The following is a 25,796-nucleotide window of genomic DNA, read 5'->3' on the forward strand; positions in this document are numbered from 1 at the left end:
GCTTCGCTGCGGTGACGGCTCACACCCTGGGTCCACTGCTGAGCGGCCCATCCGCTCCGCTCCGGACCGCTCACGCGCTGGCGTCGTTGATCTCGTTGTCGTTCAGGAAGCCCGAGCCGAGGAAGTTCTCGAACCGGGAGGTGATGCTCTCCAGGCCCGACGCGACCGAGGCCGCGCCGAAGTGCGCCTCGCCGCCGTCGGCCGCGCCGAAGTGCGCCTCGCCGAGGCCGGACACGCCCGCCGAGTCGCCCTCGAGCGAGTAGGCGTCGGCCTGGTGCAGGCCGGCGCTGCCGCCGCTCTCCTGGCCGTAGGCCATGAACGTGTGGTCGTCCTCGACCTCGGTGTGCTCGTAGTGCGTGTACTCGGTGACCTCGTAGTGGTTGCCGGCCGCGTCCGTGTACTCGATGTGCTTGAGGTGCTCGAACTCTTCGTGCTCGTAGCTGTGGTGGTCCTGCTCGAGGATGCCGTACTGCGCCTGGTGGTCCTGCTCGGCGCCGTAGGCCTCGTGCGCCTGCTGAAGGCCGGCGTGCTCCTGGCCCGTCTCGATCTCGCCGTACTCGCTCATGGGGTGGTTCCTCTCGGATGCGCGTTGATGCATTCAAGGTACGGGGAGCGGCAAGACGCCAAATCCCGGAAACGTGCCACGCGCACATCGGCAGATCGGCCTCAAAATGCGCCGAAAGGGGCCGCCGTGTGACTGGTGTGCACCAGGTGGGTCACGCACTCGCCGCCCTCGATCCGGTGCAGCAGGAACCCGGCCGGCTCGGGCACGAAGGCGACCGGGCGGTCCTCGCGCAGGCACAGGTCGACCTGGCGGTACGTGCTCAGGGCGACGCTGAGCACGGTGCCGGCGAACCCGGCGGTCACGGCCCGGTGCAGGTGACCGGCGAGCACCCGGGCCACGTGCGGGTGCCGGCGCACGACCTCGGCGAGGCCGGGCCCGTCGACGAGCCGGATGGCGTCCATGCCCGGGATGCCGACCCGCACCGGCGGGTGGTGCAGGCAGACGAACGCCGGCACCTCCGGCCGGGCGCCGAGGGTCCGGTCGAGCCAGGCGAGCTGCTCGTCGCCGAGCAGGCCGGCGTCGCCGAGCGCGGGGTTGAGCGAGTCGAGCACGACGACGGTGAAGGCGGGGTACTGCGCCGCGTACGACGTCTCGGCCAGCCCGAACGCCTCCTGCAGCGCCGCCTTGGCGTCGTGGTTGCCGGCGACGAGGTGGACGGGCAGCGGGAGGCGCTCGATGCGCTCGCGCAGCACGTCGTACTCGGCCGGCCGGCCCCGGTCGACGAGGTCCCCGGTGATGATGACGCAGTCCGGCACCGGCTCGAGCGCGAGGACCCGGGCGAGCGCCCGCTGCAGCCCGGCCGCCGGCTGTGCCGCGAGCGGTCCGACGGTGATGTGCGGGTCACTGAGCTGCGCGATGAGCGGCATATCGCCATTCTGCGCCCCGAACGGGCCGGCCGAGGTCAGCCGTCCGTTCGCGGCGCAGAAGAAGAACCGGTGCCTGCCGATCGGCAGGCACCGGTTGCGACCCGAGCTGGGACCGGGCTCACCCGCGCCCGGCACCGACCTTGTCGTCGGCCGGCTTGGCCGCCGAGAGGTCCAGCGTGCTGCGCAGCATCGCCGGGCGCATGAACAGGGCCGCGACCACGCCCACCACCGCGATGGCGGCGGAGATGAGGAAGATGTGGCCGGTGGCGTCGCCGTACGCGGCGCGGACGATGTGCTGGAACCCCTCGGGCAGCGCCGACAGGTTGAGGTTGCTGGTGTTCGCGGCGCCGGCGGGCGGCTGGATGCCCTGCGCGGCGAGGGAGTCGGTGATGTTGCTCGTCACGCGGCGGGCGAGCACGGCGCCGAGGACCGACACGCCGATCGTGCCGCCGAGCGAGCGGAAGAACGCCACCGTGGAGCTGGCCGCGCCGATGTCCTTGAGCTGCACGGTGTTCTGCACCGCGAGGACCAGGTTCTGCATGGACATGCCCACGCCGATGCCGACCAGCAGCATGCCGCCGCCGACGTACACCAGCGAGGTCGCGTGGTCGATCGTGGACAGGGCGGCGAAGCCCGCGACGAGGACGATCGTGCCGGCCACGATGTACGGCTTGATGCGCCCGGTGCGGGTGATGAGCCGGCCGACCACGATCGAGGAGACCAGCACGCCGGCCATGAGCGGGATGGTGAGCAGGCCCGCCTCGGTGGGCGTGTAGCCGCGGCCGATCTGGAAGTACTGGCCGAGGAACACCGCGCCGCCGAACATCGCCATGCCGACGGCGAGGCTCGCCAGGATCGACAGGGCCGTGGTGCGCTGGCGGACGATCTGCAGCGGCACGACCGGCTCGGCGGCGCGGGCCTCCACCCACACGGCGATGGCGAGCAGGACCAGGCCGGCGCCGACCATGACCGCGGTCTGCCACGACGCCCACGCGAACGAGCTGTCGACGAACGACACCCAGATCAGCAGCGTGCTGACGCCGGCGGCGATGAGGGTCGCGCCCGCGTAGTCGATCTTCACGTTGTCGCGGCGGACGGTGACGAGGTGCAGGGTCTTCTGCAGCACGATCAGGGCGAGCAGCGCCACCGGCACGCCGACGAAGAAGCACCAGCGCCAGCCCAGCCACGAGGTGTCGACGATGACGCCGCCGAGCAGCGGGCCGCCGACGGTGGCCACGGCCATCACGCCGCCGAGGTAGCCGTTGTAGCGGCCGCGCTCGCGGGGCGGGATCATCGCGGCGATGACCACCTGGACGAGCGCCTGCAGGCCGCCGACGCCGATGCCCTGGAAGGCGCGGGCGGCGATGAGCTCACCGGTGTTCTGCGCCATGCCGCTGATGATGGAGCCCACGACGTACACCACGATGGAGATCTGGACGAGGACCTTCTTGCTGTAGAGGTCGGCCAGCTTGCCCCAGATCGGGGTGGTCGCGGTGGCGGCGAGCAGGGTGGCGGTGACGACCCAGGTGTACTGCGTCTGCGTGCCGTTGAGCGCGCCGATGATCTTCGGCAGGGCGGTCGAGACGATGGTGGAGCTCACCATCGCCACGAAGAGGGCGAGCAGCAGGCCGCTCAGCGCCTCCAGCACTTGCCGATGGGTCATCGGCTCGGCATCTGTTGAAGACGCGGTTTGCGTCTGACTCATCGGACTGCCTCCAGGGTGGTGCGGTTGGTCAGGGATTGCACGAATCGGCGCAGCAGGGCGCAGAACGCCTCGACGTCGGCGTCGCTCCAGTCGCGCAGGGCGGCGCCGAGCAGGGCGTTGTACAGCTCGTCGGCCCGGCGCAGGGCGTCGCGTCCGGCGTCGGTGAGCTCCAGGAAGCTGGCCCGCCCGTCGCGCGGGTCGGCGACCCGGCGCACCAGGCCGTCCTGGACGAACGCGCTGACGGCGCGGCTGGTCGTGGACTGGTCCAGCCCACAGGCCGCGGCGAGCTCCTTGAGGTGGCAGCCGCCGGCGAGCCGGTCGATGGCGGCGAGGATGGCAACCCCGCCGAACTGCCCGTGGTGCTGCTGCTTGAGCAGGCGCACGACCTTCGTCAGCTCGCGCACCTCGTCGCGCAGCGCGTCGACGTGGTCCACCGGTCCCTCCCGAATACTTGCCTGGTACAAGCATTCAAAAAACTTGCCCAGTGCGCAAGTTTTCCCGGTGAGAACTAGGTAACATCGTGGGCGTGAAGGCCGGGCTGCGGGAGCGCAAGAAGATGGCGACCCGGCAGGCCCTGCACGAGGCCGCCGTGTCCCTGTCGATCGAGCACGGCCTCGACCGCGTCACCGTGGAGGCGATCGCCGACGCGGCCGAGGTGTCGCGCCGGACGTTCTCCAACTACTTCACGAGCAAGGAGGAGGCGCTGCTGTACGGCGACGAGCTGCGCATCCGCATGCTCGTCGACGCCGTGCGGGAGCGCCCGGCGGCGGAGGCCCCGTGGGCCGCGCTCACCGGCGCCGCGGTGGACCTGGAGCGCCGCCTGGGCGCCCGCGACCCCCGCTGGGTCACGCAGGTCCGCCTGGTGCGCCGCCACCCGGCGCTGGCGGCGCAGCAGGTCTCGACGTACGCCTCGATGGAGGACGAGATCACCGCCGAGATCGCCGCCCGCTCGTGCGCCCCGGTGCGGGCCCGCCTGATGGCCGCGGCGTTCCTGGTCGCGATGCGGGTCGCGGTCCAGGAGTGGCTCGACCGCCCGCCGGGCACACCGCTGGCCGACGTGATGCGCGAGTGCCTGGCCGAGATGGGCGCCGCGTTCTAACGCTCCGGAATCCGCCCGGCCAGTCCGGTGGGGGCGCTCGCCTCGACCACGTCGAGGGTCTGCGGGTCGATGCTCCAGGCGCCCGCGACCTCCATCACGTCGCCCTCGTAGATCGACTCGAGGTCGAGGCCGGCCTCGACGGGCGTGCGCGCGCCCTCCTCCTCGAAGTCGATGCCTTCGCCGTGCACGCGCCGCCGCAGCCGCCCGTCCCGGGCGAGGGCCCATTCGTGGTAGTCCGAGACGCGGTGCGTACCGAAGAACTGCACCTCGGTCTTGAGCCGGTCGCTGAGACCGGCCACCGCCCGCCCGTCGAACGGCAGCCGGTTGCCGACCACGAACACCCACCCGCCGGTCGGCGGCGACACGAACACCTGCTGCCGATAGGCGAGATCGACACCCTCGTCCCACGTGACGGCCCGCCGGTCCACGAGCCCGACCGCCGCGGCGACCTCGTCGAGCGTCGCACCCTTGACGGCAAGCCAGCAGCACTTGAAGCCGAAGCCGGCACCGCCGGGCGTCCCCGGCGGCAGGTGCCGCGTGGGCAGCTGCGAGATCATCCGCACGGCCGCCGCGCACGCCTCGTCGAGCGCGTCGATGCGCCCGTGCCACTTCCGGTGGTCGTCGCCGGTCAGCTCGACACTGCCGTCGGAGCGCTCGTCGAAGATCACCCGCGCGCGCCCCTTGAGCAGCTGCGGGTCCACGCCCAGGTCCGCCGCTTCGGCGCGCTCGCCGCCGGCGTCGCCCAGCGCCGCCCGGACCGCGTCGGTCCCGCCGTCCGGCGCGAGGATGCGAGCGGGGCCCACGTCGTACCCGTCGATGTTCGGCACGACGACGAGCTGCCCGGTCGCCATCGTCATGATCATGACCCGCCGCACGGCCGGCCACTGCGGCTCCATCGCGGCCAGCTCGCGCCGCACGACGGCCGCGAGCCCCGCCGGCCCGGCGCTGTCCGGCACCGTCCAGACCGACTCGGGGTGGTGGCCCGGCCGCCGGTCCACCTGCCAGCCGCCGGCCGTCCTGAGCGCCCGCAGCCGCTTCTCGGGCCGGAACTGCCGCACCGGCACGCCGGCCTCGCGCTCGCAGAAGTCGTGCCAGGGCGTGCGCCGCCCCGGCGGCCGGCACTGCGCCTGCTGCCCGGCCAGCCGCATGATCGTCTTGCCCAGCCGCCGATCCGAGGCGCGATCGCGCACGAACTCACCCGTCGACGTGCCCCAGGTCCCGGTCACGTACATCCGCCCCCGGAACACATGGATCTCGGCCCACACGCCCTCGGACCCTACGCCGCCGCCCGGGCGGTTCGGGAGGCTGCGGCCGTCCCATTGGCGGGGGATCATCGGCCGCTCGTGCAATGACCGCGGGTGGCGCGGCGGTGCGATGATGATCGGGCCGGACCCCGGGAGGTGGCATGCTCGTCAGCGACGTCATGACGGCGTTCCCCGCCTACATCCGGCTCGGCGCCACCATCCGCCGCGCCGCCGAGGTGGTCAGCGTGTCCGAGGTCGGGCAGCTCATGGTGCTCGACCACGACGGGCGGTTCGTGGGGTCGCTGGCCGAGGAGGACCTGGTCCGGGCCATGCTGCCCGGCTTCGACGACGTCACCGAGGCGGGCGGCACGCTCGCCGACGCGTTCGCGCTGTTTCTCGAGCGGGGGCGGGCCCTCGCCGACCGGGTGGTCGACCCGCTGGTGGTGCGCGACGCCGCCACGGTCCGCTCCACCGACGAGCTCGCGCGGGCGGCGATCGTGATGATCGACCGCGGGATCCGGCGGCTGCCGGTGGTCGACGACGGAGCGCTCGTGGGCACGCTGTCCCGGGCCGACCTGTGCCGCGCGGTGATCTACCATTCCTGAGCTGCGGCTGGTCATCACGGATCGGCACACCCGCGAGCGAGCCGAGCGGGTGTGTGCGCTGCCGGCCACCCTCGGGCGGGGCAGCGGGGCGGCGGCCGTCGTGCTCGACGACCGCGACGTGTCGCGCCGGCACGCGCGGCTCGAGCTCGTGGACGGCGAGCTGGTGCTCAGCGACCTCGGCAGTACCAACGGGACCTTCGTCAACGACGAGCGCGTGACGCGGCGGGTGCTCGCGCTCGGGGACCGGCTGCGGATCGGGCGGTTCGAGCTGGGCTGGGCGCTGATCGACCCGGACGCGACGGCGTTCATGGACCCGGGCGAGCTGACCTCGCTGCGGCCGCTGGCGCCGCCCGCCGTGGCCGCGCGGCGCGTGGTCGAGGCGGCCGAGGCGCAGAACCGGGCGGCCGGGCACGAGCTGGACGGGTTCCTGTCGCTCGCGCACGGGTTCCTGCCGGTCGAGGCGCCGCTGACCGAGTTCCCCGAGTCGCACCGGGCCTGGGACGAGATGACCGGGCGGCTGCCGGAGCTGTTCCGGCGGCTGGAGCTGCGCCGCGCGTTCGACGCCCTGCCGGTGCTCGACGCGCGGCCGGAGGCGCTGCCCGACCGGTACCTGCTGCGCGCCTCGACGATGCTCGGCGTCTTCGCCCACGCGTACCAGTACATGGCCGTCGACCCGCCGGCCGCCCTGCCGCCGTCGCTGCTGCGGCCGTGGACGCTCGTCTCGCGCCGGCTGGGCAAGCAGATTCCGGCGGTGTCGTACATCGACCTGTTCTTCTACAACTGGCGCCTGCGCGACCCGTCGGGCCCGCGCGTGCTGGACAACATGGACCTGCTCGTGCCGACCTGGAACAACGCGGCCGAGCGGGTCTTCTACCTGGTGACGACCGAGTTCGCGATGGCGCTCACGCCCATGCTCGGGGCGATGCTGGAGGCGCAGGAGGCCGTCGTCGCCGACGACCCGGCGGCCCTGGAGCGGGCGCTGCTGGTGATCCTGGAGCGGCTGCAGTACGTCACCCAGGCCGTCTACCCGCAGATCGACCCCAACCCGCGCGGCCGGCAACCCCTCGACCAGGTGCTGTGGGCCAAGACGGTGGGCACCGCGGGCGTGCCGATCTTCGACGGGGCGCCGAGCCCGAGCGGCACCGCGCAGCCGCAGATCCACGCGCTGGACGCGTTCCTCGAGCGCCGCGACTACGACACGCTGGTCGGGCGGCAGAGCACCTACCTGGCCGGGTTCTTCCCGCGGCACTGGCAGGAGCTGGTGGCCGCGCTGCGCGAGGTGTCGGTGCGCGAGTACATCGAGCGCACCCGCAACGGCGCCCTGCGCGGCATCTACAACGCCATGCTGGATGCCTACCTCGGCGACCGGGGCTGGATGGGGCTGCACCGCATCAAGGCGTACGGCTTCCTGGAGGTCTCCTTCAAGGTCGGCCGGCAGGTGACGACGGGGGCCCGGTTCACCGGCCTGTTCAAGGACCGCACCTGGGACAAGGTCGACCACGAGCTGGCGATCGTGCGGGAGGAGCGCCGCCCGCCGGTGGGGCCGCCGGTCGTCTTCGGCACCGCCCGGCGCGGCCGCGTCGTCACCAGCGCGTCCGGCAACTGGACCTGCTACCTCGACGTCGACGTCGCCGGCCAGGGCGTGCACCACCTGCCCGGCGACCGGGTCGGCATCCTCGCCGAGCACGACGAGGAGCTGGTCCGGCGCACCGTCGCGGCGCTGCAGGCGAGCGGGGACGAGCTGGTCCGGCTCACCCCGCAGTGGCAGCGGGCGGTGGCCTGCCGGGCCGGGTACGCCGACGCCGACGTCCTGCCGCTGCGCACCCTGGTCCGCTTCGCCCGGCTCCGCCCGATGGGCCGCGACGTCGCGAAGCGGCTGGCCCGGCTCAGCGCCGTCGGGGCCTGGCAGCGGGTGGTGGACGCCCGCATGGAGGACCAGTGGGAGCTGTGGGACGTGCTCAACCTGCTGTACGCGGGCGGGTACGACGTCACCCGGCTCTGGCGGGCCGACCCCGGCGACGACGACGCGTTCTGCGCGATCGTCCCGCCCGAGCCCTTCCGCCTGTACTCGATCGCCTCCGCGCCGCCGCCGGGCGAGCCGGCCACGACGCTGCGGCTGGTGGTCGCCGGCCTGGAGTACACGTCCGCGCGGACCCCGTGGTCGTACCCGCGGCAGCGGCGCGGCGCCGCGTCGCACTTCCTGCGCCGGGCCGGTGCCGAGGGCCGGCAGCGGCTGTCGCTGCAGATCGTCCCCACGCCCCGCTTCCGGCTCCCGGCCGACCCGGCGCGGCCGGTCATCATGTTCGCCGCCGGCTCCGGCATCGCCCCGTTCCTGAGCTTCGTCGCCGCGCGCACCGGCCCCGCCGCCGACCGCCTGTACCTCGGCCTGCGCACGCCGGAGGAGCTGATCAACCACGCGGCCCTGGACGACGCCGCGGCCGCCGGCCGGCTCGCCTTCACCGTCGCGTTCTCCCGCGCCGACGCCGCCGTCGCCTTCGACGGCCGCCGCCACGCGGCCGGGCCCGGCCCGCGCCGCCGGGTCGACGACGCGATCCGCGAGGACGCCGACGCGCTGTGGGACCTGCTGCGCCCGGTCGAGGAGGGCGGCCGCGGCGCCCACGTCTACGTCTGCGGCAGCGCCCGCTTCGCCGTCGCCGTCATCGAGGCGCTCACCGACGTGGTGCCCGGCGACGGCCGCGAGTTCCTGCGCCGGCTGGTCGCCGACGGGCGGCTCGGCGAGGACGTCTTCACGACGTACCTCGGCCACGCCCAGCAGGGGCCCCGCTTCGAGGTGTCGGACCTGGCGCTGCGCAACACCCCGGAGGCGGGCTACTGGATGGCGATCGGCGGCGCCGTCTTCGACGTCGGCGAGTTCGTGCACCTGCACGTGGGCGGCCCGCACATCGTGCGCAACCACGCCGGGCTCGACGCCACCGTGGCCTACCGGACGGTACTGCACCACGCCCACGCCGAGATCGACGCGCAGCTGGCGATGTACCAGATCGGCCACCTGCGCCGGCTGCGCTTCGGCGCCCGGTGGGGCGTCGTGCTGAGCGAGGACGGCCTGCACTCCCTGCCGCTGGAGGAGCTGTTCAAGACCTGGGTCCGGTTCGTGTACCTCGTCGTCGGCATGCAGAACGCGCTGAGCGCCGACTACGGGTTCACGGCCACGACCGCCACCTTCGGCGAGGACCCGCGGGAGCTGACCCCGTTCAAGGCGCAGTACGTCGTGGAGGCCCACCGCCGGTTCACCGTCAGCTACCTCGACGGCCTGGTGCACGAGGACCTGCGCATCCTGTGGCAGCGCACGGTCGGCTTCTGCGACCCGGACCAGGACATCCGCTCCTACGACGCCGACGTCGCCGCCATGTGGGCCCGCCCGGACGCCTCCCTGGTCCGCCACAGCGTCCCCGCGGTCCGCGACGCCGTGCTGGCCGGCGACGAACCGGCCCGCGTCGCCGCCCTGTGCCGCGGGTACGCCGACGCCGACCTCCGCCTGCTGCACACCGTCAAGACCGCGATGCTGGCCGGCGTGCGCGCCTTCGAGACCCACGAGGCGGACGTCGTCGAGCGCGCCGGCGCCACCCTGCTGACCGCGGTGCGGGACGCGCTGGGTGCGGTCGCGGCGTACCACAAGCGCCTGGCCGAGCTGACCCGCGTCAACGGCATCACCGACGACCGCACCCCCGAGCCGCCGATCCCGCCCGACCGCGGCCTGCCCGGCCACGGCGGCCCGCTCGCCCTGCCGAGCTGAACGGCGTCAGGCCGCGGCCAGCTGGTCCCGGCGACGGATGAGGTACGCCCGCTCGGCGGCGTTGCCGGCCAGCGCGATGGCCCGGTCGTACGCCGCCCGCGACTCCCCGCTGCGGCCGAGCCGGCGCAGCAGGTAGGCGCGGGTGGCGTGGAAGGGGTGGTAGCCCTCGAGCGGCAGCGCGTCGACCTGCGCCAGCGCGGCCTGTGGGCCGTCGAGCTCGGCGACCGCGATCGCCCGGTTGAGCCGCACGATCGGCGAGGGGTCGAGGCGGGCCAGCTGGTCGTAGAGCGCGAGGACCTGCGACCAGTCGGTGTCGCGGGCGTCGGGGGCGTCGGTGTGCACGGCGTTGACGGCGGCCAGGATCTGGTAGCGCCCGGGCGCCTCGCCGGCCGCCAGCCGCGCGCGGACCAGGGCGTGGCCCTCGGCGATCAGCTCGCGGTCCCAGGCGCCGCGGTCCTGCTCGTCGAGGGGGACGAGCTCGCCGGCGGCCGACACCCGGGCGGTCCGGCGGGCCTCCGTCAGCAGCATCAGCGCCAGCAGCCCGGCGACCTCGCCGTCGGCCGGCATCAGCTCGCGGACCAGCCGGGTCAGCCGGATGGCCTCGGCGGTCAGGTCGCCGCGGACCGCCGCCGGCCCGGCCTGGGAGGTGAGGTACCCCTCGTTGAAGATCAGGTAGAGCACGGCGAGCACCGCGGTGACCCGGGCCGGGAGGTCCTCGCGGGACGGCACGCGATAGGGGATCCGGGCCGCCTTGATCTTCGCCTTCGCGCGGGTGATCCGCTGCCCCATGGCGGTCTCCTGGACCAGGAACGCCTGGGCGATCTCGGCCACGGTGAGCCCGCCGACCATCCGCAGCGTCAGCGCGACCCGGGCCTCCATGGCCAGCGCCGGGTGGCAGCAGGTGAAGACGAGGCGGAGCCGGTCGTCGTCGATGGCGCCCACCGGCTCCGGCGGGTCGGACAGCATCAGCGCCTCCTTGTGCTTCTCCTCCCGTCTGGCCTCGCGCCGCAGCCGGTCGACGGCCTTGCGGTACGCGGTGGTGGTGAGCCACGCGCCCGGCTTCGGCGGGACGCCGTCGACCGGCCAGCGCTCGACGGCGGTCGCGAACGCCTCGGCCGCCATCTCCTCGGCGATGTCGAGGTCGCCGAGCCGCCGGGCCAGGGTCGCGACCACCTGGGCCCACTCCTGGCGGTGGGCCCGGGTGATCGCCTCGTCGACGCCGGTCATCAGCCGAGGAACGGCCGGATCTCGACCTTCCGGTTGCATGCCTGCATCTCCTGTCGCCCGGGCGGCCGCCGCTCGGGCCGGCTCTCACCCGACCTACGAACGCCGCTGCCGCGATCCGACAGCGCTCCGCCGAATTTCGCGAAGAATATCGCCGCCGGGTGGACGGGAGCGGCTGTGTGCGTGCCTCACCAGGTGCGCTGGCGGATCAGGGCGGCCTCGACGCGCTCGGCGGGGGCCGGCCGGCCGTAGAAGTGCCCCTGGCCGTAGCGGCAGCCCGCGGCCCGGACCAGCTGCAGGTGCTCCTCGGCCTCCAGGCCGTGCGCGACGACGGTGACGTTCAGGCGGCGGCCGAGCTTCACCACCACGTCGATGATCGGGGCGACCGCGCCGCCCGTCACCGGCGGCGCGTTGAACAGCGACTGGTCGACCTTCAGCAGGTCGGCCGGCAGCCGGCGCAGGTGGGCCAGGGAGGTCGCGCCGGTGCCGAAGCCGTCCAGCGCCGTGCGGACGCCGATCGCGCGGACCGTGGCCAGGGGCTCGGCGACGCGGTCGAGGTCGGCGCCGAGGTCGCACTCGGCCAGCTCGATCACGAAGTCGGCCGGGTCGATCTGGTGGCTGTCCAGGGCCAGGCTCAGCCGCCCCGGGAAGCCGGTGGTGGCGAAGTCGTCGAAGCCGACGTTGACGGACATCCACACGCGGTACCCCTCGTGCTGCCACGACGACAGCTGGCGGCACGCCCGCGCGAGGACCCAGTCGTGCACCTCGGCGGTGAGCCCCAGCTCGCGGGCGACGGTCAGGGCCTCGCGCGGCGCCACGGTGCCGAGGCGCGGATGCCGCCAGCGCAGCAGCGCCTCCACGCCGATCGGGTGGCCCTCGACGAGGTCGTAGACCGGGTGGTACGCCAGGTCGAGCTCCCCGCGCTCGATCGCCGCCGGCAGGTCCTGCTCGAGCGAGGCGCGGCGCACGTACGCCTCCTCGCTCGCCTCGTCGTGCCACTCGACGCGGCCGCGACCGGTGCGCTTGGCCCGCCGCAGGGCCAGCCCGGCCCGGCGCAGGGTCTCCTCGGGCCCGCCGCCGACGGGGGCCAGGCCGATGCCGGCGGAGAGCTGCAGGACGGTTCCCGGCATGGGGTACGGCTCGCCGAGCTCGCCCAGCAGCCGGGTGGCCAGCGTGTAGGCGTGGACCCTGTCGACCCGGGTGAACACCGCGAACTCGTCGCCGTTGAGCCGCGCGGCCACGTCGCCGGGCGTGATCGAGGCGCGGATGCGGGCGGCGACCTCGACGAGCATCGCATCGCCGACGTCCGGGCCGTGCAGGTCGTTGACGCCGGCGAAGCCGTCCAGCCCGACGGTGACGAGGAAGCCCGCGCCCCCGCTCAGCTCCCCCAGCAGGGCGCCGCGGTTGGCCAGGCCGGTCAGCGGGTCGGTGCGCGCGGTGCGCTGCAGGCTGCGCTCCAGCTCCCGGCGCTCGCCGGCGTCGCGCAGGTACACCACGACGCCGTCGATCCCCGGGGTCTCGCCGGCGGTGAACTCCACGTGGCGCCAGACGCCGAAGCCGTCGCAGATGCGGGCCCGCACCGGCTCGGCGGCGTCCCGGCCGGGCGCCGCGAGGGCGGCCCGGACCTCGGCCACGTCGCCGGGGTGGACCAGCCGGGCGAACGGGCGGCCGAGGACCTCCTGGTCGGACAGGCCGAACTGGCGGGCGGCGGCCGGCGACTGCCAGCGCACCGACAGGTCCGGGTCGAGGACCAGGATCACGTCGGCCGAGCCGGCGACCAGCGAGGTGAACGCCGTCTGACGGGCGTCGATCTCGCCGCTGAACCGGCGTACCGTCAAGGCCTCGATGATCTCGCGGAGGACCACGGTGAGGACGGCCGCGGCCCCGACCACCATGGCCGCCGTCCCGATCGTGCCCCGGCTCACGAGCGTGTAGAGCACCGCGCCCGCGCCGGCGAGGACCGGCGCGACGAGCAGCGGGTCGCCGATGAGGGTCCCGTCGGTGACCCTCGGCCCGGGGACCTTGGCGAAGACGGCGCGGCAGGCGCCGGCCCACACGAGGACCGAGCCGAGCGCGAGCAGCCCGCCGGCCGACAGCAGCCACTCGTCGTGCGGGGCCGGCGCGGCCGGCAGCAGCGGCACGATCGCCAGCCCCAGCACGAGCAGCGCGACGCCGCCGGCCGCGGTGACGGCGGTCCACCGCGGGAACGGCGCCCGCACGCCGCTGACGACCGCGATCGTGATGCCGACGGTCGCCAGCAGGCACGTCGTGAACACGGCCGGGCTCGGTTCCCCGTGGAGCCGCAGGATGAGCACGAGCAGCGTCAGGAACTTCCACAGCGCGACGCACAGCCCGTCCAGCGCCCGGCGGGCGGCGGCGGCCGGCCCGCGGGTCACGCCGGGCAGCCCGAGCAGCCCCGCGACGAGCGCGGCGCCGGCGGCCGGCCCCGCATAGGCGGCGGCGGACGGCGCCGCGGCGCAGACGCCCGCGGCGGCCAGCCCGGCGCCGAGCAGCCCGACGCTGACCGCGTTGGCGCGGGCGCCGTCGCGCAACAGCCCCACGGCGAGGCGCCCGAGCCAGACGGCGTGCAGCATCCCGGGCGCGGCGGCGGCGAGCAGCACGGCGGTCGGCCCGGCCAGCCCGAGCGGGGGCCCGCCGAGCAGGACCGCCGCGGCGACGGTCAGGGTGAGGGGCGCGGATGCCATGAGCCACCGTTTGCGCGAGCGGTGCGCGCCTCCGACTCCGGGTTTCATCCTCGGGTCCGTCCGTCGCTGGGTCAGGGGGTGCCTAGCTGACCCGGTAACGAATCACCCCACACGGGTGACGCGCGTCGAAACATAGGTCACCCGCCCGGCGTACCTTATGGCCACCAGGCGGAGCTCCCCCGGGGCGCGCGAGCACGGCCCTACCGGCCGAGGCCGGCCTCGCGGGCCCGGACGATCGCCTCGGCGCGGTCGGCGACCTGCAGCTTCGCGAACACGTTCGACACGTTGTTGCGGACCGTCTTCTGCGACAGGAACAGCGCCTGGGCGATCTGGGCGTTGGAGCGGCCGGCGGCGAGCAGCTCGAGGATCTCCCGCTCGCGGGCGGTCAGCTCGGGGAAGGCCTCGGTCGCGGCCGGCGGCCCGGCGGCGAAGAACTCGGCGATGCGCCGGGCCAGGGTCGCGCCGAACACGGCGCCGCCCGAGGCGACCGTGTTGATCGCCCGCACGATCTCCTCCTGCTCGGCGCCCTTCACGAGGTACCCGCGCGCGCCCGCCCGCACCGCGCTGAACACCGTGCCGTCGTCCTCCGACATCGTGAGCACGACGACGCCGACCTCCGGGGCCTCGGCCGCCAGCCGCCGGGTGGCCTCGATGCCGTTCAGCTCCGGCATCTGTACATCCATGACGACGACCGCCGGCCGCAGCCGCACGGCCAGCTCGACCGCCTCGACGCCCGTCGCCGCCGTGCCGACCACGTCGATGCCGCCGACCGAGCCGAGCAGGACGGCCAGCCCGTCCCGGAAGATCGGGTGGTCGTCGGCGACGAGCACCCGGATCGCGTCGTCGGTCATGCCTCGGCTCCTCGTGGGTTCGCGCTGGGGGTCATGACGATACCGCCGCGCCGGCCAGCGGCAGGCGGGCGCGCACGACGGTACCGCCGGACGCCGGGCACTCGATCTCGCAGCGCCCGCCGAGCTCGGCCGCCCGCTCCCGCAGCGACACCAGCCCGACGCCGGACGGGGTGCCGGGCGCGATGCCGGCGCCGTCGTCGGTGACCTCGACGACGAGCGCCTGACCGTCGGCGGTGAGCCGGACGACGCAGGACGCGGCGTTCGCGTGCTTCGTCACGTTCGTCAGGGCCTCCGAGGCGATCCGGTACGCCGCCACCTCCACCGCCGCCGGCAGGTCCGCGGGCAGGTCGGCGGTGACCTGGACGGCCAGCCGGGGCCCGCGGAGGCGCTCGGCGAGCTGCCCGACCGCGCCGGCCAGGCCGACGTCGTCGAGCGCCGGCGGGCGCAGGTCGTGGACGAGCCGGCGCACGTCGGCGAGGGCGGCGGCGACGTCGTCGCGGGCCTGCTTGAGCATCGCGTCCGCCGGGGCCGCATCGGCGGGCAGCACGTTGCGGCCGGCGTCCGCGCGCAGCAGGTTGCGGGCCGTGTCGATGCGCAGCGCGACGCCGCCGAGGGCGGGGCCGAGGCCGTCGTGCAGGTCGCGGCGGACCCGGCGGCGCTCCTCCTCCCGCGCCCCGACCAGGCGCTCGCGGCTGACCTGCAGCTCGGCGGCGAGGTAGCTGGAGCGCGCGGCGGCGGCCGCCTGCCGCACGACGTCGGCCAGCAGGCGCTCGTCGCGCGGGGACAGCGCGGCCCGGAATCCGCCGGTGGCGAGGATGAGCCGGCCGACGGTCTCGGCGCGGTACGTGATGGGCAGCGTCTGCGTGGCGGCGGGCGCCGTGCCGAACTCGGCCAGCAGCGCCTGCCCGCCGGTGCGGTGCACCTCGACGGCGACGTAGGGCGAGCGGAACGCCTCGGCGACGCTGCGCGCGACGGCCAGCAGCTGGTGCTCGGGGCTGTCGGAGCGCTCGAGCTGTTCGGCGAGGCCGGAGATGATGCGGTACGGGTCGTGGCGCCGGCCGAGGACGACCCGCTGGACGAGCAGCCACAGCCGGTTGCGCAGCGGGCCGTACACCAGGAGCACGACCAGCAGCCCGACCAGCGCCGCCCCGCGGTCGCCGAGCAGCGTGGTGACGAGGGCGAGGATGACCGCGTCGACGATGACGACGATCGTGGCGAGGGTGCCGTACAGCACCGTCCCGCCGAGCAGCCGGTCGATGTCGAGCAGCTGCGGCCACAGCACGCCGGCGGTGACCGCGAACGCGGTGACGGCGATGGCGGCGAACAGCCCGGCGCTGAGCCACGACTGCGGCAGCACGAGCGAGGAGAGCATCACGAGCACGTCGACGACGCCGGCCCACAGCAGCCATCGCATGCGGGTGCGGGCCAGGCCCTCGGCCCTGCGGTACCGCCGGAAGACCACGGCGAACGGGATGAGCATGCTCAGCGGGAGCGCGGCGTAGCCGACCCGCAGCAGGACCTGCCAGGCGCCGTCGGGCAGCGGCAGGCTCAGCAGGTCGATGGACAGGCCGCGCACGGCGGCGGGCTCGGGCCCGTCGTTCATGGCCTCGGCGATGCGCGCCGGCACGAACAGCAGCGTCAGCGGCAGCACCGCGGTGGCGCCGAGGCTGGCCAGCGCCGCCCACCGCCAGCGGCCGCGGGGCAGCCGCCCGTCGGGGTAGCACAGCAGCAGCAGCGGCAGCCAGAGCAGCAGGCCGGCCCCGACGCGCTGGTACACCCAGTAGGCCTCCGCCGCGCCGGCCGGCATCCGGGCCTGCGCGGTGGCGTAGGCGACCCACGCCACCGCGGTGCCGTCGAGGGCCCAGTGCAGGCCGCTGAGGCAGAGGATCCAGGCGACGGCGTTGCGCGGTACGCGCCGCATCATCAGGCCGCCGGGCACCGCCAGCGCCAGCCCGGCCAGCCCCGAGACCCACCCGGCCTCCAGCCCGTCGTGCGCGCGGCGCGACGCCCCGATGGAGGACTCGAGGCCGACGGAGGCGACGGTGGCGGCGAGCGTCAGCGCGACGAACGCGCCGCCGACCAGGGTGGACACGCGGGGCTTGGACACCCGGACATGGTGCCAGGCCGGGCGTCCCGGTGGCTCTGGGACGCGCGTCCCGCGGCCGCCGGGACAGCGCGCGGGACCGCATCGGGGTCGCCGGACCCTGCCGCCCGGGTCGGCGGTTCCCGCAAAGTTCCCGGCATACCGCGCCGCACTGAACCGGCGCTCGACATAAAGGACCCAGAGATGACGATCCGCACCGAACCGATCCCCGCCCGTACCGACGAAGCCCCGGTCGTGACCGCCCGGATCTCGGCCCGCTCGACCCGCGCCCTCGGCCTGGCGCTGACCGCCGGCACCCTGTGCTGGGCCGGCGCGATCTTCACCGTCGGCAACAACCCGACCGACTCCCTCGGCCTCACCATCACCGACATCGGCGGCGGCCTGTTCCAGCTCGGCCTGTTCGCCCTGCTGGCGATCCAGCTGCGCACGTCGGCGACGGGCACGAGCCGGGTGTCGCGGGGCATGCTGTACGTGGAGCACGTCCTGCTGACGATCGCCACGGTGTGGAGCTTCCTGCACGCCGTCCCGTCGCTGCGCGACAGCGCCTTCCTGGTCCCGATGGACGTCTTCTGGCCCCTGTCCATGCTCGGCATGTTCGTGATCGGCCTGAAGATCCTGTTCGCCCGCCGCTGGCGGGGCGCGGCCCGCTTCTGGCCGATGGTCGCGGAGAGCTGGGCCGTGGTCACCGTCCCGACGTTCGCGATCTTCGGCTCCCCGATCGCCGACTACGTGGGCGGCTCGCACCTGCTCATCGGCTACGCCGCCCTGGGCGCGATCCTCGCCGCCCGCCCGGAGCTGACGGGTGCCCGCGCATGAAGTCCTGGGCCGGCCCGTGCTGAACTGACATCTCCCGGGGTGTCCGGCGCCACGCGCCGGGCACCCCTACCGGTTCTTCGCGACCACCGGGATGGCGGCCCGGTCCGGGTTGACGTGCAGGACGCTGAACGTGATCGGCTCGCCGTCCTGCCAGCGGACGGCCAGGCGGTGGGTCTCGCGGGTGGCCGGGAACAGCATCCGGCCCGTCGCCACCACCGGCAGGCCGAGCTTGGCGGGCTGGGTGCCGCGGTTCTTGATGTTGCCGCCGACCACGTTGATGAGCTCGCCCATCGCGTCGGTCACGTCCTGGTCCGTGACCTCGCCGGCGTCCATGGCCAGCATCAGCGCGGTGATGTCGCCGGCCGCGGCCGGTGGGACCAGGACGCGCACGTGGCCCTCCCAGGCGCCGGTGATCGACACGGCGGCGGTGATCGCCTTCGGGTCCGCGCTGCCGGGGTCGTCGAGCGGGGCCGCCGCCGGTTGCTGCAGATAGGCGTCCCAGACCTCGTTGACGATCTCGATGAGGTCCCGGTCGACCAGGCCCGACTCTTCGGTGGACTCGTCCGCCATGGCGGCTCCCGACACGCTGTGCACGGCACCGCCGACCGGTGCCCCCTTTTCGGAATGGTGCCATCCGAAGGTTTCAACGCGACCGGTTTACCGGCTTTGCACCAGATGGACGGCGGTTCAGCCCGTAGCGGAAGCGGGCCCTCGGGGGCGGCCGGCCGGGGCGTTGTCGCCTATGTTCGGCTGATGCGCGCGCGATACGACCGGCGGCCGGACGACGAGAGCCCGATGCCACCCGCGATGCCCGTGCCGTGGCTGGACGAGCAGCTGTTCGGGCGGCGCATGGTGTTCGTGCGCGGGCCGATCGAGCCGGAGATGGCCTCCCGCACGGCGGCGACGCTGCTGGCCCTCGATGCCGGCGGCGAGGAGCCGATCACCATGCATATGAGCGCCGAGCAGGGCACGCTCGCCGCGGTCTGGACGCTCGTCGACGCCATCGACGCGCTGCGGGCCCCGGTGCACGTCACGGCGGTCGGCGAGGTCAGCGCGGCCGCGCTCGGCGTCTTCTGCGCGGCGGCCCGCCGCAGCGCCTTCGCGCACGCCCGGTTCCGCCTGTCCGAGCCGAAGGTGTCCTCGCCCGGCGGCACCGCCGACCAGGTCGTCGCCGAGGCCGGCCGCTACCTGCGCGACCTCGAGGACCTCATCCTGCGCATCTGCGCCGCCACCGGCCAGCCCCGCTCCCGCGTCGAGGACGACCTGCAGGCCGGCCGCTTCCTGACCGCTCCCGACGCGATCGAATACGGCCTGATCTCCGAGATCGTCAAGCGATGAAGTACCTCATCATGATCTACAGCAACCCGGCCAGCCGCGCGGCCTGGGACGGGTTCGACGAGGAGCAGCGGCGGGCCGGCTATGCGGCGCACGAGGCGCTGCGGGCCGACCTGGCCGCGGCCGGCGAGCTCGTCACCTCCGAGGCGCTGCAGGCGCCGGAGACGGCGCGGATCGTCGCGGTGCGCGGCGGCCGGGCGCACGTCACCGACGGGCCGTTCGCCGAGGTCAAGGAGCACCTGGCCGGTTACTACCTGGTCGAGTGCGACTCGATCGAGCGGGCCGTCGAGCTCGCCGCCCGGGTGCCCGAGGCCGAGCACGTCACGATCGAGGTCCGGCCGGTCGTGTCGTTGCGGTGACGACCCAGGCGGACCCGGCGCTGCGCGGCCACCACCGCGTCGCCGCCGTCCGCGCCCACCCGCTCGCCGAGGGCGGCGGCGTCAGTGCGGGTACGGGCGGGCCGGGCGGGGCGTGACCCCGGCGCGGAACGCCTCGATACGGGCGGCCACCTGGCGGACGGTCAGGGTGTCCTCGAGGCGGTCCAGATACAGCGACTGCCCAGCCAGGCCCTCGACCGTGAACGCGAAGTACACCGCCATGAGCGGGTTGACGAAGAGCGTCGAGGACGCCGTGCGGTGGGTGAAGCGCACGTCGCCCGACTCGCCGGCCAGCGCCGCGGCGATCTGGCCGTTCACGATGCTCGGGCGCAGCGGGGTGAGGCGCTGGGCGGTCAGCACCGCGTCGCGGTAGAGCAGGGCCTCAGCGCTCGCCGACGGGATCGACAGCGCGCCCAGGTAGGCCCCGGCGCGGTCGAGTGCGGCGATGTTCTCCAGGACCTGCGCGTGGTTGACGCCGTGGTACGCGTCGATGCCGAAGCCCAGGCAGGCGACCAGGCGCGTCTCGACCTCGGGCAGGCCGGCGACCGCGGCCAGGCTCGTCATGTCCTCGACCGGGGTGCCCAGGCCCGACTCGTCGCCGCGCATGAGGATGTCGGTGCCGCCGTCGACGAGCACGATCGCGTCGACGGCGAGGCGGCCGACCAGCTCGCGGTAGGCGGCGCGCAGCGGGGCGACGCCGACCAGCGGGAACGCGTGGACCGTGGGCGGCAGGTGGTTGGCGGCCAGCCAGCGCGCCAGGGTGCGCTCCGGGAAGTAGTCGTCGGGCCCCGCCGTCGACGGGGTGATGACGGCCAGGTCCGGTGCGGCCCACGCGTCGGCGTCGAGCAGCTCGAGCGGGGTGAAGGACAGGTTGGCCAGGTGTACCGCGACGCCGTCGGCGTGCAGGGCCAGGGCGAGGGGCAGCCCGGCGTACACGTCGAAGCCTCCGCCGGCCCCGGCGACCAGGACGCTGCGGCGGCCGCGCAGGGCCTCGAAGAGGGGTGGAACGCCGAGCTCCATACCGGCCAGCGTGCCACGACGCGCCAACCGGCCTAGCATCGGATTCGATGGACATCGAGGTGACGGGCGCCCGGCCGGCCTCCCCGCCGCGGCGGCGCGGGCCGCTCTACGTGGTCGTGGCGCTGGTCGTCGGGGCCGCGTTCGGGTTCGCGGTCGCGCAGGCCCGGCCCGCGGCGCCGACCGTCGCGGCCGTGACGGTGCCGCGCCCGTCGGCGGCCGGCAGCGAGGCGCCGGGGCTGCCGGCGGCGCTGCGCGACCGGATGGTCGCGCGCGTGCAGCAGTACAACGCGGCCGAGCCCGACACCGTCGAGTCGGCCGGTGTGCGGGTGATGACCGCCGTGCGGGACAACCTGGTCCGCCTCGACGGCGACCGCTCCTACCCGCGCGGCGACTACCGCCTGCAGGTGATCTGCCTGGGTGAGGGGCAGGTGTGGGCGCTGTTCCGGGTCGGCGACGACGAGACGTACGTCGACATCGACTGCCACGACGAGCACGTCCTCGTCACCCAGCTGCTGCTCACCGCCCGGGCCGACGGGCGGCGCGCGGTCACGCTGGTGTCGGACTCCCCACTCGGCGTCGCCGTCGGGTTCCAGGTGCTGCACCGGTCGTGATTCGCCGGGTGGAGTGCAAGGGGGTGGAGGTTGTCACAAGGGTTGCCGTCGGGCCTGAACCGGCGCCTAGCATCGCCGGTATGAGCGCTCCCATGACGCAGCTGCAGGAATGGCGGCGGCTCGCGCTGGGCGTGCTGCGGAAGTCCGGGCGGGCCGGCGAGGACACCCCGCCCGAGGCCGTCGACGAGCTGCTGTCGACGCAGACGTACGACGGACTGCGCATCGCCCCGCTCTACACCGCCGCCGACCCCGCCCCGCCGGCCGGGCAGCCGGGCCGCGCGCCGTTCGTGCGCGGCGGGGCCACGGCGCCCCGGCCGTGGGACGTGCGGCAGCGCCACGCCGACCCGGACGCGAAGGCGACCCGCGCGGCGATCCTCGACGACCTCGAGAACGGGGCGACCTCGCTGTGGCTGGCCGGGATCGCGCCGGCCGACCTGGCCGAGGCGCTCGACGGCGTGCACCTGAACCTGGCCGACGTCGTGCTGGACAACGGCGCCGACACCCTCGAGGCGGCCCGCGCGTTCCTGGCGCTGCCCGGCGCCGCCGGCAACCTCGGCGCCGACCCGCTGGGGCTGGCGGCCCGCACCGGTGACGTACCGGACATGGCGCTCCTGGGGCAGTTGTCGAAGCTGTCCGAAGTGCCGGTGGCGACCGTGGACGCGACCGTGTACCACGACGCGGGGGCGGCCGACGCCGAGGAGCTCGGCTACGCCACCGCGACCGGGGTCGCGTACCTGCGCGAGCTCACCGCGGCCGGCCTGAGCCCCGGCATGGCGCTGCGGCAGCTCGAGTTCCGCTTCGCCGCGACCGCCGACCAGTGGGCGACGATCGCGAAGCTGCGCGCGGCGCGGCGGCTGTGGTCCCGGGTCGCGCAGGTCTGCGACGTGCCGCACCTCGGCGCCCAGCGCCAGCACGCGGTGACCAGCGACGCGATGATGACGGCCCGCGACCCGTGGTCCAACCTGCTGCGCACCACCGTCGCCTGCTTCGCCTCCGGGGTCGGCGGCGCGGACGCGGTCACCGTGCAGCCGTTCGACGCGCGGCTCGGCCTGCCCGACGGCTTCGCGCGGCGCATCGCCCGCAACACCCAGTCGCTGCTCATCGAGGAGTCCTCGGTCGCGCGGGTGCTCGACCCGGCCGGCGGCTCGTGGTACGCCGAGTCGCTCACCGACGCGCTCGCGCACGCCGCCTGGGACGTGTTCACCGAGGTCGAGCGGGCCGGCGGGATGGCCGCCGCGCTGCGGTCCGGGCAGGTTTCCGACCGGATCGCGGCGACCCGGCAGCGGCGCCTCGACGACATCGCGCACCGGCGCCAGCCGATCACCGGCGTGTCGGAGTTCCCGGACCTGTCCGAGCGCCGCCCGGCCCGCGCCCCCGCGCCGCCTCCGCCCTCCGGCGGGCTCCCCCGGATGTGGTACTCCCAGGGCTTCGAAGCGCTGCGCGACGCCGCCGACGCCGCCGTCGAACCCCCGGCGGTGCGCCTGGTGGCGCTCGGCCCGCCGGCCGCGCACTCCGCCCGGGTCTCCTTCGCCACCAACCTGTTCGCCGCGGGCGGGGTCCGCCTCGCCGACGGCCCGTCGCCGGTGGCGTGCATCTGCGGCTCCGACCGCTCGTACGCCGACGAGGCCGCCGCCACCGCCGAGCGGCTGCGCGCCGAGGGCGTGACGAGGATCTGGCTGGCCGGGAAGCCCGGCGGCTACGCGGGCGTGGACGCGTACCTGTACACCGGCTGCGACGCGCTCGCCGTGCTCCGCCAGACGCACGAGGACCTGGGAGTGGTGGCGCCGTGATCCCCGACTTCTCCGAGATCGCGCTCGGCACCCCGCGGGGCGACGACGACGTGCCCGATACGGGCGAGCCGTGGCTCACCCCGGAGGGCATCGCCGTCAAGGGCCTGTACGGGCCCGAGGACCTCGACGGCGTCGAGTTCCTGCACGGGCTGCCGGGCATCGCGCCGTACCACCGCGGCCCCTATCCGACGATGTACACCACGCAGCCGTGGACGGTCCGGCAGTACGCGGGCTTCTCCACCGCCGAGGAGTCCAACGCCTTCTACCGGCGCAACCTCGCCGGCGGCCAGAAGGGCCTGTCGGTGGCGTTCGACCTCGCCACCCACCGCGGCTACGACTCCGACCACCCGCGCGTGGCCGGCGACGTCGGCATGGCCGGCGTGGCGATCGACTCGATCCTCGACATGCGCCGGCTGTTCGAGGGCATCCCGCTGGACCGCATGAGCGTGTCGATGACCATGAACGGGGCGGTGCTGCCCGTTCTGGCGCTGTACATCGTCGCCGCCGAGGAGCAGGGGGTGGCGCCGGAGCAGCTGTCCGGCACCATCCAGAACGACATCCTCAAGGAGTTCATGGTCCGCAACACCTACATCTATCCCCCGGCGCCGTCGATGCGGATCATCGGGGACATCTTCGGGTACACCTCGAAGCACATGCCGAAGTTCAACTCCATCTCGATCTCCGGCTACCACATCCAGGAGGCCGGGGCGACCGCCGACCTGGAGCTGGCCTACACCCTGGCCGACGGGGTCGAGTACCTGCGGGCGGGCCGCGACGCCGGCCTCGACGTCGACGCGTTCGCGCCGCGGCTGTCGTTCTTCTGGGCGATCGGCATGAACTTCTTCATGGAGGTCGCGAAGCTGCGCGCCGGCCGGCTGCTGTGGTCGCGCCTGGTGCGCGAGTTCGGCGCGAAGAACCCGAAGTCGCTGTCGCTGCGCACGCACTGCCAGACGTCGGGCTGGTCGCTCACGGCCCAGGACGTCTTCAACAACGTGGTGCGCACGTGCGTCGAGGCGATGGCGGCGACGCAGGGCCACACCCAGTCGCTGCACACCAACGCCCTCGACGAGGCCCTGGCCCTGCCGACCGACTTCTCGGCCCGCATCGCCCGCAACACGCAGCTGCTGCTGCAGCAGGAGTCGGGCACCACGAGGGTGATCGACCCGTGGGGCGGCAGCGCGTACGTCGAGCGCCTCACCCACGACCTGGCCGCCCGCGCCTGGGCCCACATCGAGGAGGTCGAGCGGGCCGGCGGCATGGCCCGGGCGATCGACGAGGGCATCCCGAAGCTGCGCATCGAGGAGGCCGCGGCCCGCACCCAGGCCCGCATCGACTCGGGCCGCCAGCCGGTGATCGGCGTCAACAAGTACCGCCCGCTGTCGGACGAGCCGATCGACGTGCTGAAGGTCGACAACTCGGCGGTGCGCGCGGCCCAGATCGCCCGCCTGCGTTCGCTGCGCGCGTCGCGTGACGCCGGGGCGTGCGCCGCGGCCCTGGACGCCCTGACCGAGGGCGCCTCGAACGGCGGCAACCTGCTGGAGCTGTCCGTCGCCGCGGCCCGCGCCCACGCGACCGTCGGCGAGATCTCCGACGCGCTGGAGAAGGTCTTCGGGCGGCACACGGCGCAGATCCGTACCATTTCCGGGGTGTACCGCGACGAGGCCGCCGGCAGCGAGCCCGTCGAACGGGTCCGGGCCCTGACGGACGCGTTCGCCGAGGCCGAGGGGCGCCGCCCGCGCATCCTGGTCGCGAAGATGGGCCAGGACGGCCACGACCGCGGCCAGAAGGTGATCGCGACCGCCTTCGCCGACCTGGGCTTCGACGTCGACGTCGGCCCGCTGTTCTCCACGCCGGCCGAGGTGGCCCGCCAGGCGGTCGAGGCCGACGTGCACATCGTCGGCGTCAACTCCCTGGCCGCCGGCCACCTGACGCTCGTGCCGGCGCTGCGCGACGAGCTCGCGTCGCTGGGCCGCGACGACATCCTCGTCGTGGTCGGCGGCGTCATCCCGCCCCAGGACCACGACGAGCTGCGGGCGGCCGGCGCGGCCGCCATCTTCGGCCCCGGCACGGTCATCGCCGAGGCGGCCCTGGACCTGCTGGAGGTGCTGCGATCGCGGTTGCAGCACTGAGCGACCTGGTCTCGGGCGTGCTGTCGGGCGACCGGGCGTGGATCGCCCGCGCCATCACGCTGGTCGAGTCGACCCGCCCGGACCACCGTTCGCGCGCCCAGGAGCTGCTGGCCGCGCTGACCCCGCATGCCGGGAGCTCCCGCCGCATCGGCGTCACCGGCGTACCCGGGGTCGGCAAGTCCACGTTCATCGACGCGCTGGGCACTCAGCTCACGTCGGCGGGCCACCGGGTGGCGGTGCTGGCCGTCGACCCGTCCTCGACCCGCACCGGCGGCAGCATCCTGGGCGACAAGACCCGCATGGCCCGCCTGTCCACCGACCCGTCGGCCTTCATCCGCCCCTCGCCGACGTCCGGCACGCTGGGCGGCGTCGCCCGCGCGACCCGCGAGGCGATGGTGGTCGTCGAGGCCGCCGGCTACGACGTGGTCCTGGTGGAGACGGTCGGCGTCGGCCAGTCGGAGACCGCGGTGGCGGACATGGTCGACACGTTCCTGCTGCTGGCCCTGGCCCGGACGGGCGACCAGCTGCAGGGCATCAAGAAGGGCGTCCTCGAGCTCGCCGACGTCATCGCGGTGAACAAGGCCGACGGCCCCCACGAGGCGGACGCCCGCTCGGCGGCCCGCGAGCTGTCCTCGGCCCTGCGCCTGCTGCGCCAGTCCTCGCACGCCCCGGTGGTGACGTGCAGCGGCCTGACGGGCGCCGGCCTGCCGGAGCTGTGGTCGCACCTGACCCGCCACCACGAGACCCTGGAGTCCTCGGGCGAGCTGCGGGCCCGCCGCGACCGCCAGCAGCTGCGCTGGGTGTGGTCGATGACCCGCGACGCCCTGCTGGACGGCCTGCGCACCAACCCGGCGGTGCGGTCCCTGGCCCCGCAGGTCGAGCGCCAGGTGCTGGACGGCACGCTCACCCCGGTCCAGGCGGCCGAGTCGCTGCTCGCCGCCTTCCACCAGCGAACCGACTGATTGACGTTCGTGGCTCCCTCGTGATCTCATCCGA

General features: G+C 74.5%; 21 protein-coding genes. 10 read left to right on the forward strand and 11 right to left on the reverse strand.

Translation table 11 applies throughout. From position 1 onward, the window contains the following. Positions 1–70 precede the first annotated feature (70 nt). The 4 genes from ACQEVU_RS36810 to ACQEVU_RS36825 all read right to left on the reverse strand — a co-directional run bounded on the left by ACQEVU_RS36810 (position 71) and on the right by ACQEVU_RS36825 (position 3,570). A complete protein-coding gene (locus ACQEVU_RS36810; protein ID WP_433331914.1) occupies positions 71–565 on the reverse strand; it encodes a hypothetical protein in 495 nt (164 codons plus the stop codon). A gap of 101 nt (positions 566–666) precedes the next feature. Further along, positions 667–1,431 carry a phosphodiesterase gene (locus ACQEVU_RS36815; RefSeq protein WP_433331916.1) on the reverse strand — a complete coding sequence of 255 codons (765 nt, stop codon included), beginning with the start codon at positions 1,429–1,431 and terminating at the stop codon, positions 667–669. Between the two features lie 118 nt (positions 1,432–1,549). Further along, entirely contained in the window at positions 1,550–3,094 is a 1,545-nt protein-coding gene (locus ACQEVU_RS36820; protein WP_433331918.1) for an MDR family MFS transporter, read from the reverse strand. A gap of 38 nt (positions 3,095–3,132) precedes the next feature. Further along, positions 3,133–3,570 (reverse strand): MarR family winged helix-turn-helix transcriptional regulator, encoded by a 438-nt coding sequence (locus tag ACQEVU_RS36825; RefSeq protein ID WP_433331920.1) that lies wholly within the window; start codon positions 3,568–3,570, stop codon positions 3,133–3,135. A gap of 92 nt (positions 3,571–3,662) precedes the next feature. On the opposite strand from ACQEVU_RS36825, the gene ACQEVU_RS36830 reads away from it, so the two are divergent. Next, positions 3,663–4,235 carry a TetR/AcrR family transcriptional regulator gene (locus tag ACQEVU_RS36830; RefSeq protein WP_433331922.1) on the forward strand — a complete coding sequence of 191 codons (573 nt, stop codon included), beginning with the start codon at positions 3,663–3,665 and terminating at the stop codon, positions 4,233–4,235. Here ACQEVU_RS36830 and ACQEVU_RS36835 read toward each other — a convergent pair. Next, positions 4,232–5,569, reverse strand: coding sequence for a hypothetical protein (locus ACQEVU_RS36835; RefSeq protein WP_433331924.1), 1,338 nt, complete (start codon positions 5,567–5,569; stop codon positions 4,232–4,234). The two genes, ACQEVU_RS36830 and ACQEVU_RS36835, sit on opposite strands and share 4 nt — an antisense overlap. A gap of 71 nt (positions 5,570–5,640) precedes the next feature. Here ACQEVU_RS36835 and ACQEVU_RS36840 point away from each other — a divergent pair, with 71 nt between their 5' ends. Both ACQEVU_RS36840 and ACQEVU_RS36845 read left to right on the forward strand, forming a co-directional pair. Then, positions 5,641–6,084, forward strand: coding sequence for a CBS domain-containing protein (locus ACQEVU_RS36840; protein ID WP_433331926.1), 444 nt, complete (start codon positions 5,641–5,643; stop codon positions 6,082–6,084). Positions 6,085–6,133: 49 nt separating this feature from the next. Next, on the forward strand, positions 6,134–9,838 hold the full coding sequence (locus tag ACQEVU_RS36845) for an FHA domain-containing protein (protein ID WP_433331928.1): 3,705 nt from the start codon (positions 6,134–6,136) through the stop codon (positions 9,836–9,838). A 6-nt stretch (positions 9,839–9,844) separates the two neighbouring features. Here ACQEVU_RS36845 and ACQEVU_RS36850 read toward each other — a convergent pair whose 3' ends face one another. The 4 genes from ACQEVU_RS36850 to ACQEVU_RS36865 all read right to left on the reverse strand — a co-directional run bounded on the left by ACQEVU_RS36850 (position 9,845) and on the right by ACQEVU_RS36865 (position 16,725). Then, on the reverse strand, positions 9,845–11,065 hold the full coding sequence (locus tag ACQEVU_RS36850) for an RNA polymerase sigma factor (protein WP_433331930.1): 1,221 nt from the start codon (positions 11,063–11,065) through the stop codon (positions 9,845–9,847). Between the two features lie 185 nt (positions 11,066–11,250). Further along, positions 11,251–13,767: a putative bifunctional diguanylate cyclase/phosphodiesterase gene (locus ACQEVU_RS36855; protein ID WP_433331932.1), complete on the reverse strand. Its 2,517-nt coding sequence runs from the start codon at positions 13,765–13,767 to the stop codon at positions 11,251–11,253. Between the two features lie 200 nt (positions 13,768–13,967). After that, positions 13,968–14,618: a response regulator gene (locus tag ACQEVU_RS36860; protein ID WP_433331934.1), complete on the reverse strand. Its 651-nt coding sequence runs from the start codon at positions 14,616–14,618 to the stop codon at positions 13,968–13,970. A 31-nt stretch (positions 14,619–14,649) separates the two neighbouring features. Then, positions 14,650–16,725 (reverse strand): sensor histidine kinase, encoded by a 2,076-nt coding sequence (locus ACQEVU_RS36865; protein ID WP_433331936.1) that lies wholly within the window; start codon positions 16,723–16,725, stop codon positions 14,650–14,652. Between the two features lie 180 nt (positions 16,726–16,905). On the opposite strand from ACQEVU_RS36865, the gene ACQEVU_RS36870 reads away from it, so the two are divergent. After that, positions 16,906–17,538 carry a hypothetical protein gene (locus ACQEVU_RS36870; RefSeq protein WP_433331938.1) on the forward strand — a complete coding sequence of 211 codons (633 nt, stop codon included), beginning with the start codon at positions 16,906–16,908 and terminating at the stop codon, positions 17,536–17,538. Positions 17,539–17,604: 66 nt separating this feature from the next. Here the strand turns inward: ACQEVU_RS36870 and ACQEVU_RS36875 are convergent, their stop codons facing one another. Continuing rightward, positions 17,605–18,108, reverse strand: coding sequence for a chemotaxis protein CheX (locus ACQEVU_RS36875; protein ID WP_433331940.1), 504 nt, complete (start codon positions 18,106–18,108; stop codon positions 17,605–17,607). A 183-nt stretch (positions 18,109–18,291) separates the two neighbouring features. On the opposite strand from ACQEVU_RS36875, the gene ACQEVU_RS36880 reads away from it, so the two are divergent. Both ACQEVU_RS36880 and ACQEVU_RS36885 read left to right on the forward strand, forming a co-directional pair. Beyond that, positions 18,292–18,876, forward strand: coding sequence for an ATP-dependent Clp protease proteolytic subunit (locus ACQEVU_RS36880; protein WP_433331942.1), 585 nt, complete (start codon positions 18,292–18,294; stop codon positions 18,874–18,876). Then, complete coding sequence (locus ACQEVU_RS36885; protein WP_433331944.1) at positions 18,873–19,232, forward strand: YciI family protein; 360 nt, start codon at positions 18,873–18,875, stop codon at positions 19,230–19,232. The genes ACQEVU_RS36880 and ACQEVU_RS36885 overlap by 4 nt, the downstream gene beginning before the upstream one ends. An 81-nt stretch (positions 19,233–19,313) precedes the next feature. Here ACQEVU_RS36885 and ACQEVU_RS36890 read toward each other — a convergent pair whose 3' ends face one another. Further along, positions 19,314–20,270, reverse strand: coding sequence for a DUF1152 domain-containing protein (locus ACQEVU_RS36890; protein WP_433331946.1), 957 nt, complete (start codon positions 20,268–20,270; stop codon positions 19,314–19,316). 47 nt (positions 20,271–20,317) lie between these two features. Here ACQEVU_RS36890 and ACQEVU_RS36895 point away from each other — a divergent pair, with 47 nt between their 5' ends. From ACQEVU_RS36895 to meaB, 4 genes are all read left to right on the forward strand, one after another. Continuing rightward, entirely contained in the window at positions 20,318–20,881 is a 564-nt protein-coding gene (locus ACQEVU_RS36895) for a hypothetical protein (protein WP_433331948.1), read from the forward strand. Between the two features lie 80 nt (positions 20,882–20,961). After that, positions 20,962–22,671, forward strand: coding sequence for a methylmalonyl-CoA mutase subunit beta (locus ACQEVU_RS36900; RefSeq protein WP_433331950.1), 1,710 nt, complete (start codon positions 20,962–20,964; stop codon positions 22,669–22,671). A 50-nt stretch (positions 22,672–22,721) separates the two neighbouring features. Next, complete coding sequence (scpA, locus tag ACQEVU_RS36905) at positions 22,722–24,800, forward strand: methylmalonyl-CoA mutase (RefSeq protein WP_433335222.1); 2,079 nt, start codon at positions 22,722–22,724, stop codon at positions 24,798–24,800. Positions 24,801–24,817: 17 nt separating this feature from the next. Next, positions 24,818–25,762 carry a methylmalonyl Co-A mutase-associated GTPase MeaB gene (gene meaB / locus ACQEVU_RS36910; RefSeq protein ID WP_433331952.1) on the forward strand — a complete coding sequence of 315 codons (945 nt, stop codon included), beginning with the start codon at positions 24,818–24,820 and terminating at the stop codon, positions 25,760–25,762. Positions 25,763–25,796: the final 34 nt, after the last annotated feature.

Origin of the sequence: Dactylosporangium sp. CA-139066 (assembly GCF_050936175.1) — a bacterium.
In the GTDB taxonomy this organism is placed as follows: domain Bacteria; phylum Actinomycetota; class Actinomycetes; order Mycobacteriales; family Micromonosporaceae; genus Dactylosporangium.

Excerpts from the sequence above, each read along its gene's own strand:
- ACQEVU_RS36810 (WP_433331914.1), bottom strand. The coding sequence starts at position 565 with ATGAGCGAGTACGGCGAGATCGAGACGGGCCAGGAGCACGCCGGCCTT.
- ACQEVU_RS36815 (WP_433331916.1), bottom strand. The coding sequence starts at position 1,431 with ATGCCGCTCATCGCGCAGCTCAGTGACCCGCACATCACCGTCGGACCG.
- ACQEVU_RS36820 (WP_433331918.1), bottom strand. The coding sequence starts at position 3,094 with ATGACCCATCGGCAAGTGCTGGAGGCGCTGAGCGGCCTGCTGCTCGCC.
- ACQEVU_RS36835 (WP_433331924.1), bottom strand. The coding sequence starts at position 5,569 with ATGATCCCCCGCCAATGGGACGGCCGCAGCCTCCCGAACCGCCCGGGC.
- ACQEVU_RS36840 (WP_433331926.1), top strand. The coding sequence starts at position 5,641 with ATGCTCGTCAGCGACGTCATGACGGCGTTCCCCGCCTACATCCGGCTC.
- ACQEVU_RS36850 (WP_433331930.1), bottom strand. The coding sequence starts at position 11,065 with ATGACCGGCGTCGACGAGGCGATCACCCGGGCCCACCGCCAGGAGTGG.
- ACQEVU_RS36855 (WP_433331932.1), bottom strand. The coding sequence starts at position 13,767 with ATGGCATCCGCGCCCCTCACCCTGACCGTCGCCGCGGCGGTCCTGCTC.
- ACQEVU_RS36860 (WP_433331934.1), bottom strand. The coding sequence starts at position 14,618 with ATGACCGACGACGCGATCCGGGTGCTCGTCGCCGACGACCACCCGATC.
- ACQEVU_RS36870 (WP_433331938.1), top strand. The coding sequence starts at position 16,906 with ATGACGATCCGCACCGAACCGATCCCCGCCCGTACCGACGAAGCCCCG.
- ACQEVU_RS36875 (WP_433331940.1), bottom strand. The coding sequence starts at position 18,108 with ATGGCGGACGAGTCCACCGAAGAGTCGGGCCTGGTCGACCGGGACCTC.
- ACQEVU_RS36880 (WP_433331942.1), top strand. The coding sequence starts at position 18,292 with ATGCGCGCGCGATACGACCGGCGGCCGGACGACGAGAGCCCGATGCCA.
- ACQEVU_RS36885 (WP_433331944.1), top strand. The coding sequence starts at position 18,873 with ATGAAGTACCTCATCATGATCTACAGCAACCCGGCCAGCCGCGCGGCC.
- ACQEVU_RS36890 (WP_433331946.1), bottom strand. The coding sequence starts at position 20,270 with ATGGAGCTCGGCGTTCCACCCCTCTTCGAGGCCCTGCGCGGCCGCCGC.
- ACQEVU_RS36895 (WP_433331948.1), top strand. The coding sequence starts at position 20,318 with ATGGACATCGAGGTGACGGGCGCCCGGCCGGCCTCCCCGCCGCGGCGG.
- ACQEVU_RS36900 (WP_433331950.1), top strand. The coding sequence starts at position 20,962 with ATGAGCGCTCCCATGACGCAGCTGCAGGAATGGCGGCGGCTCGCGCTG.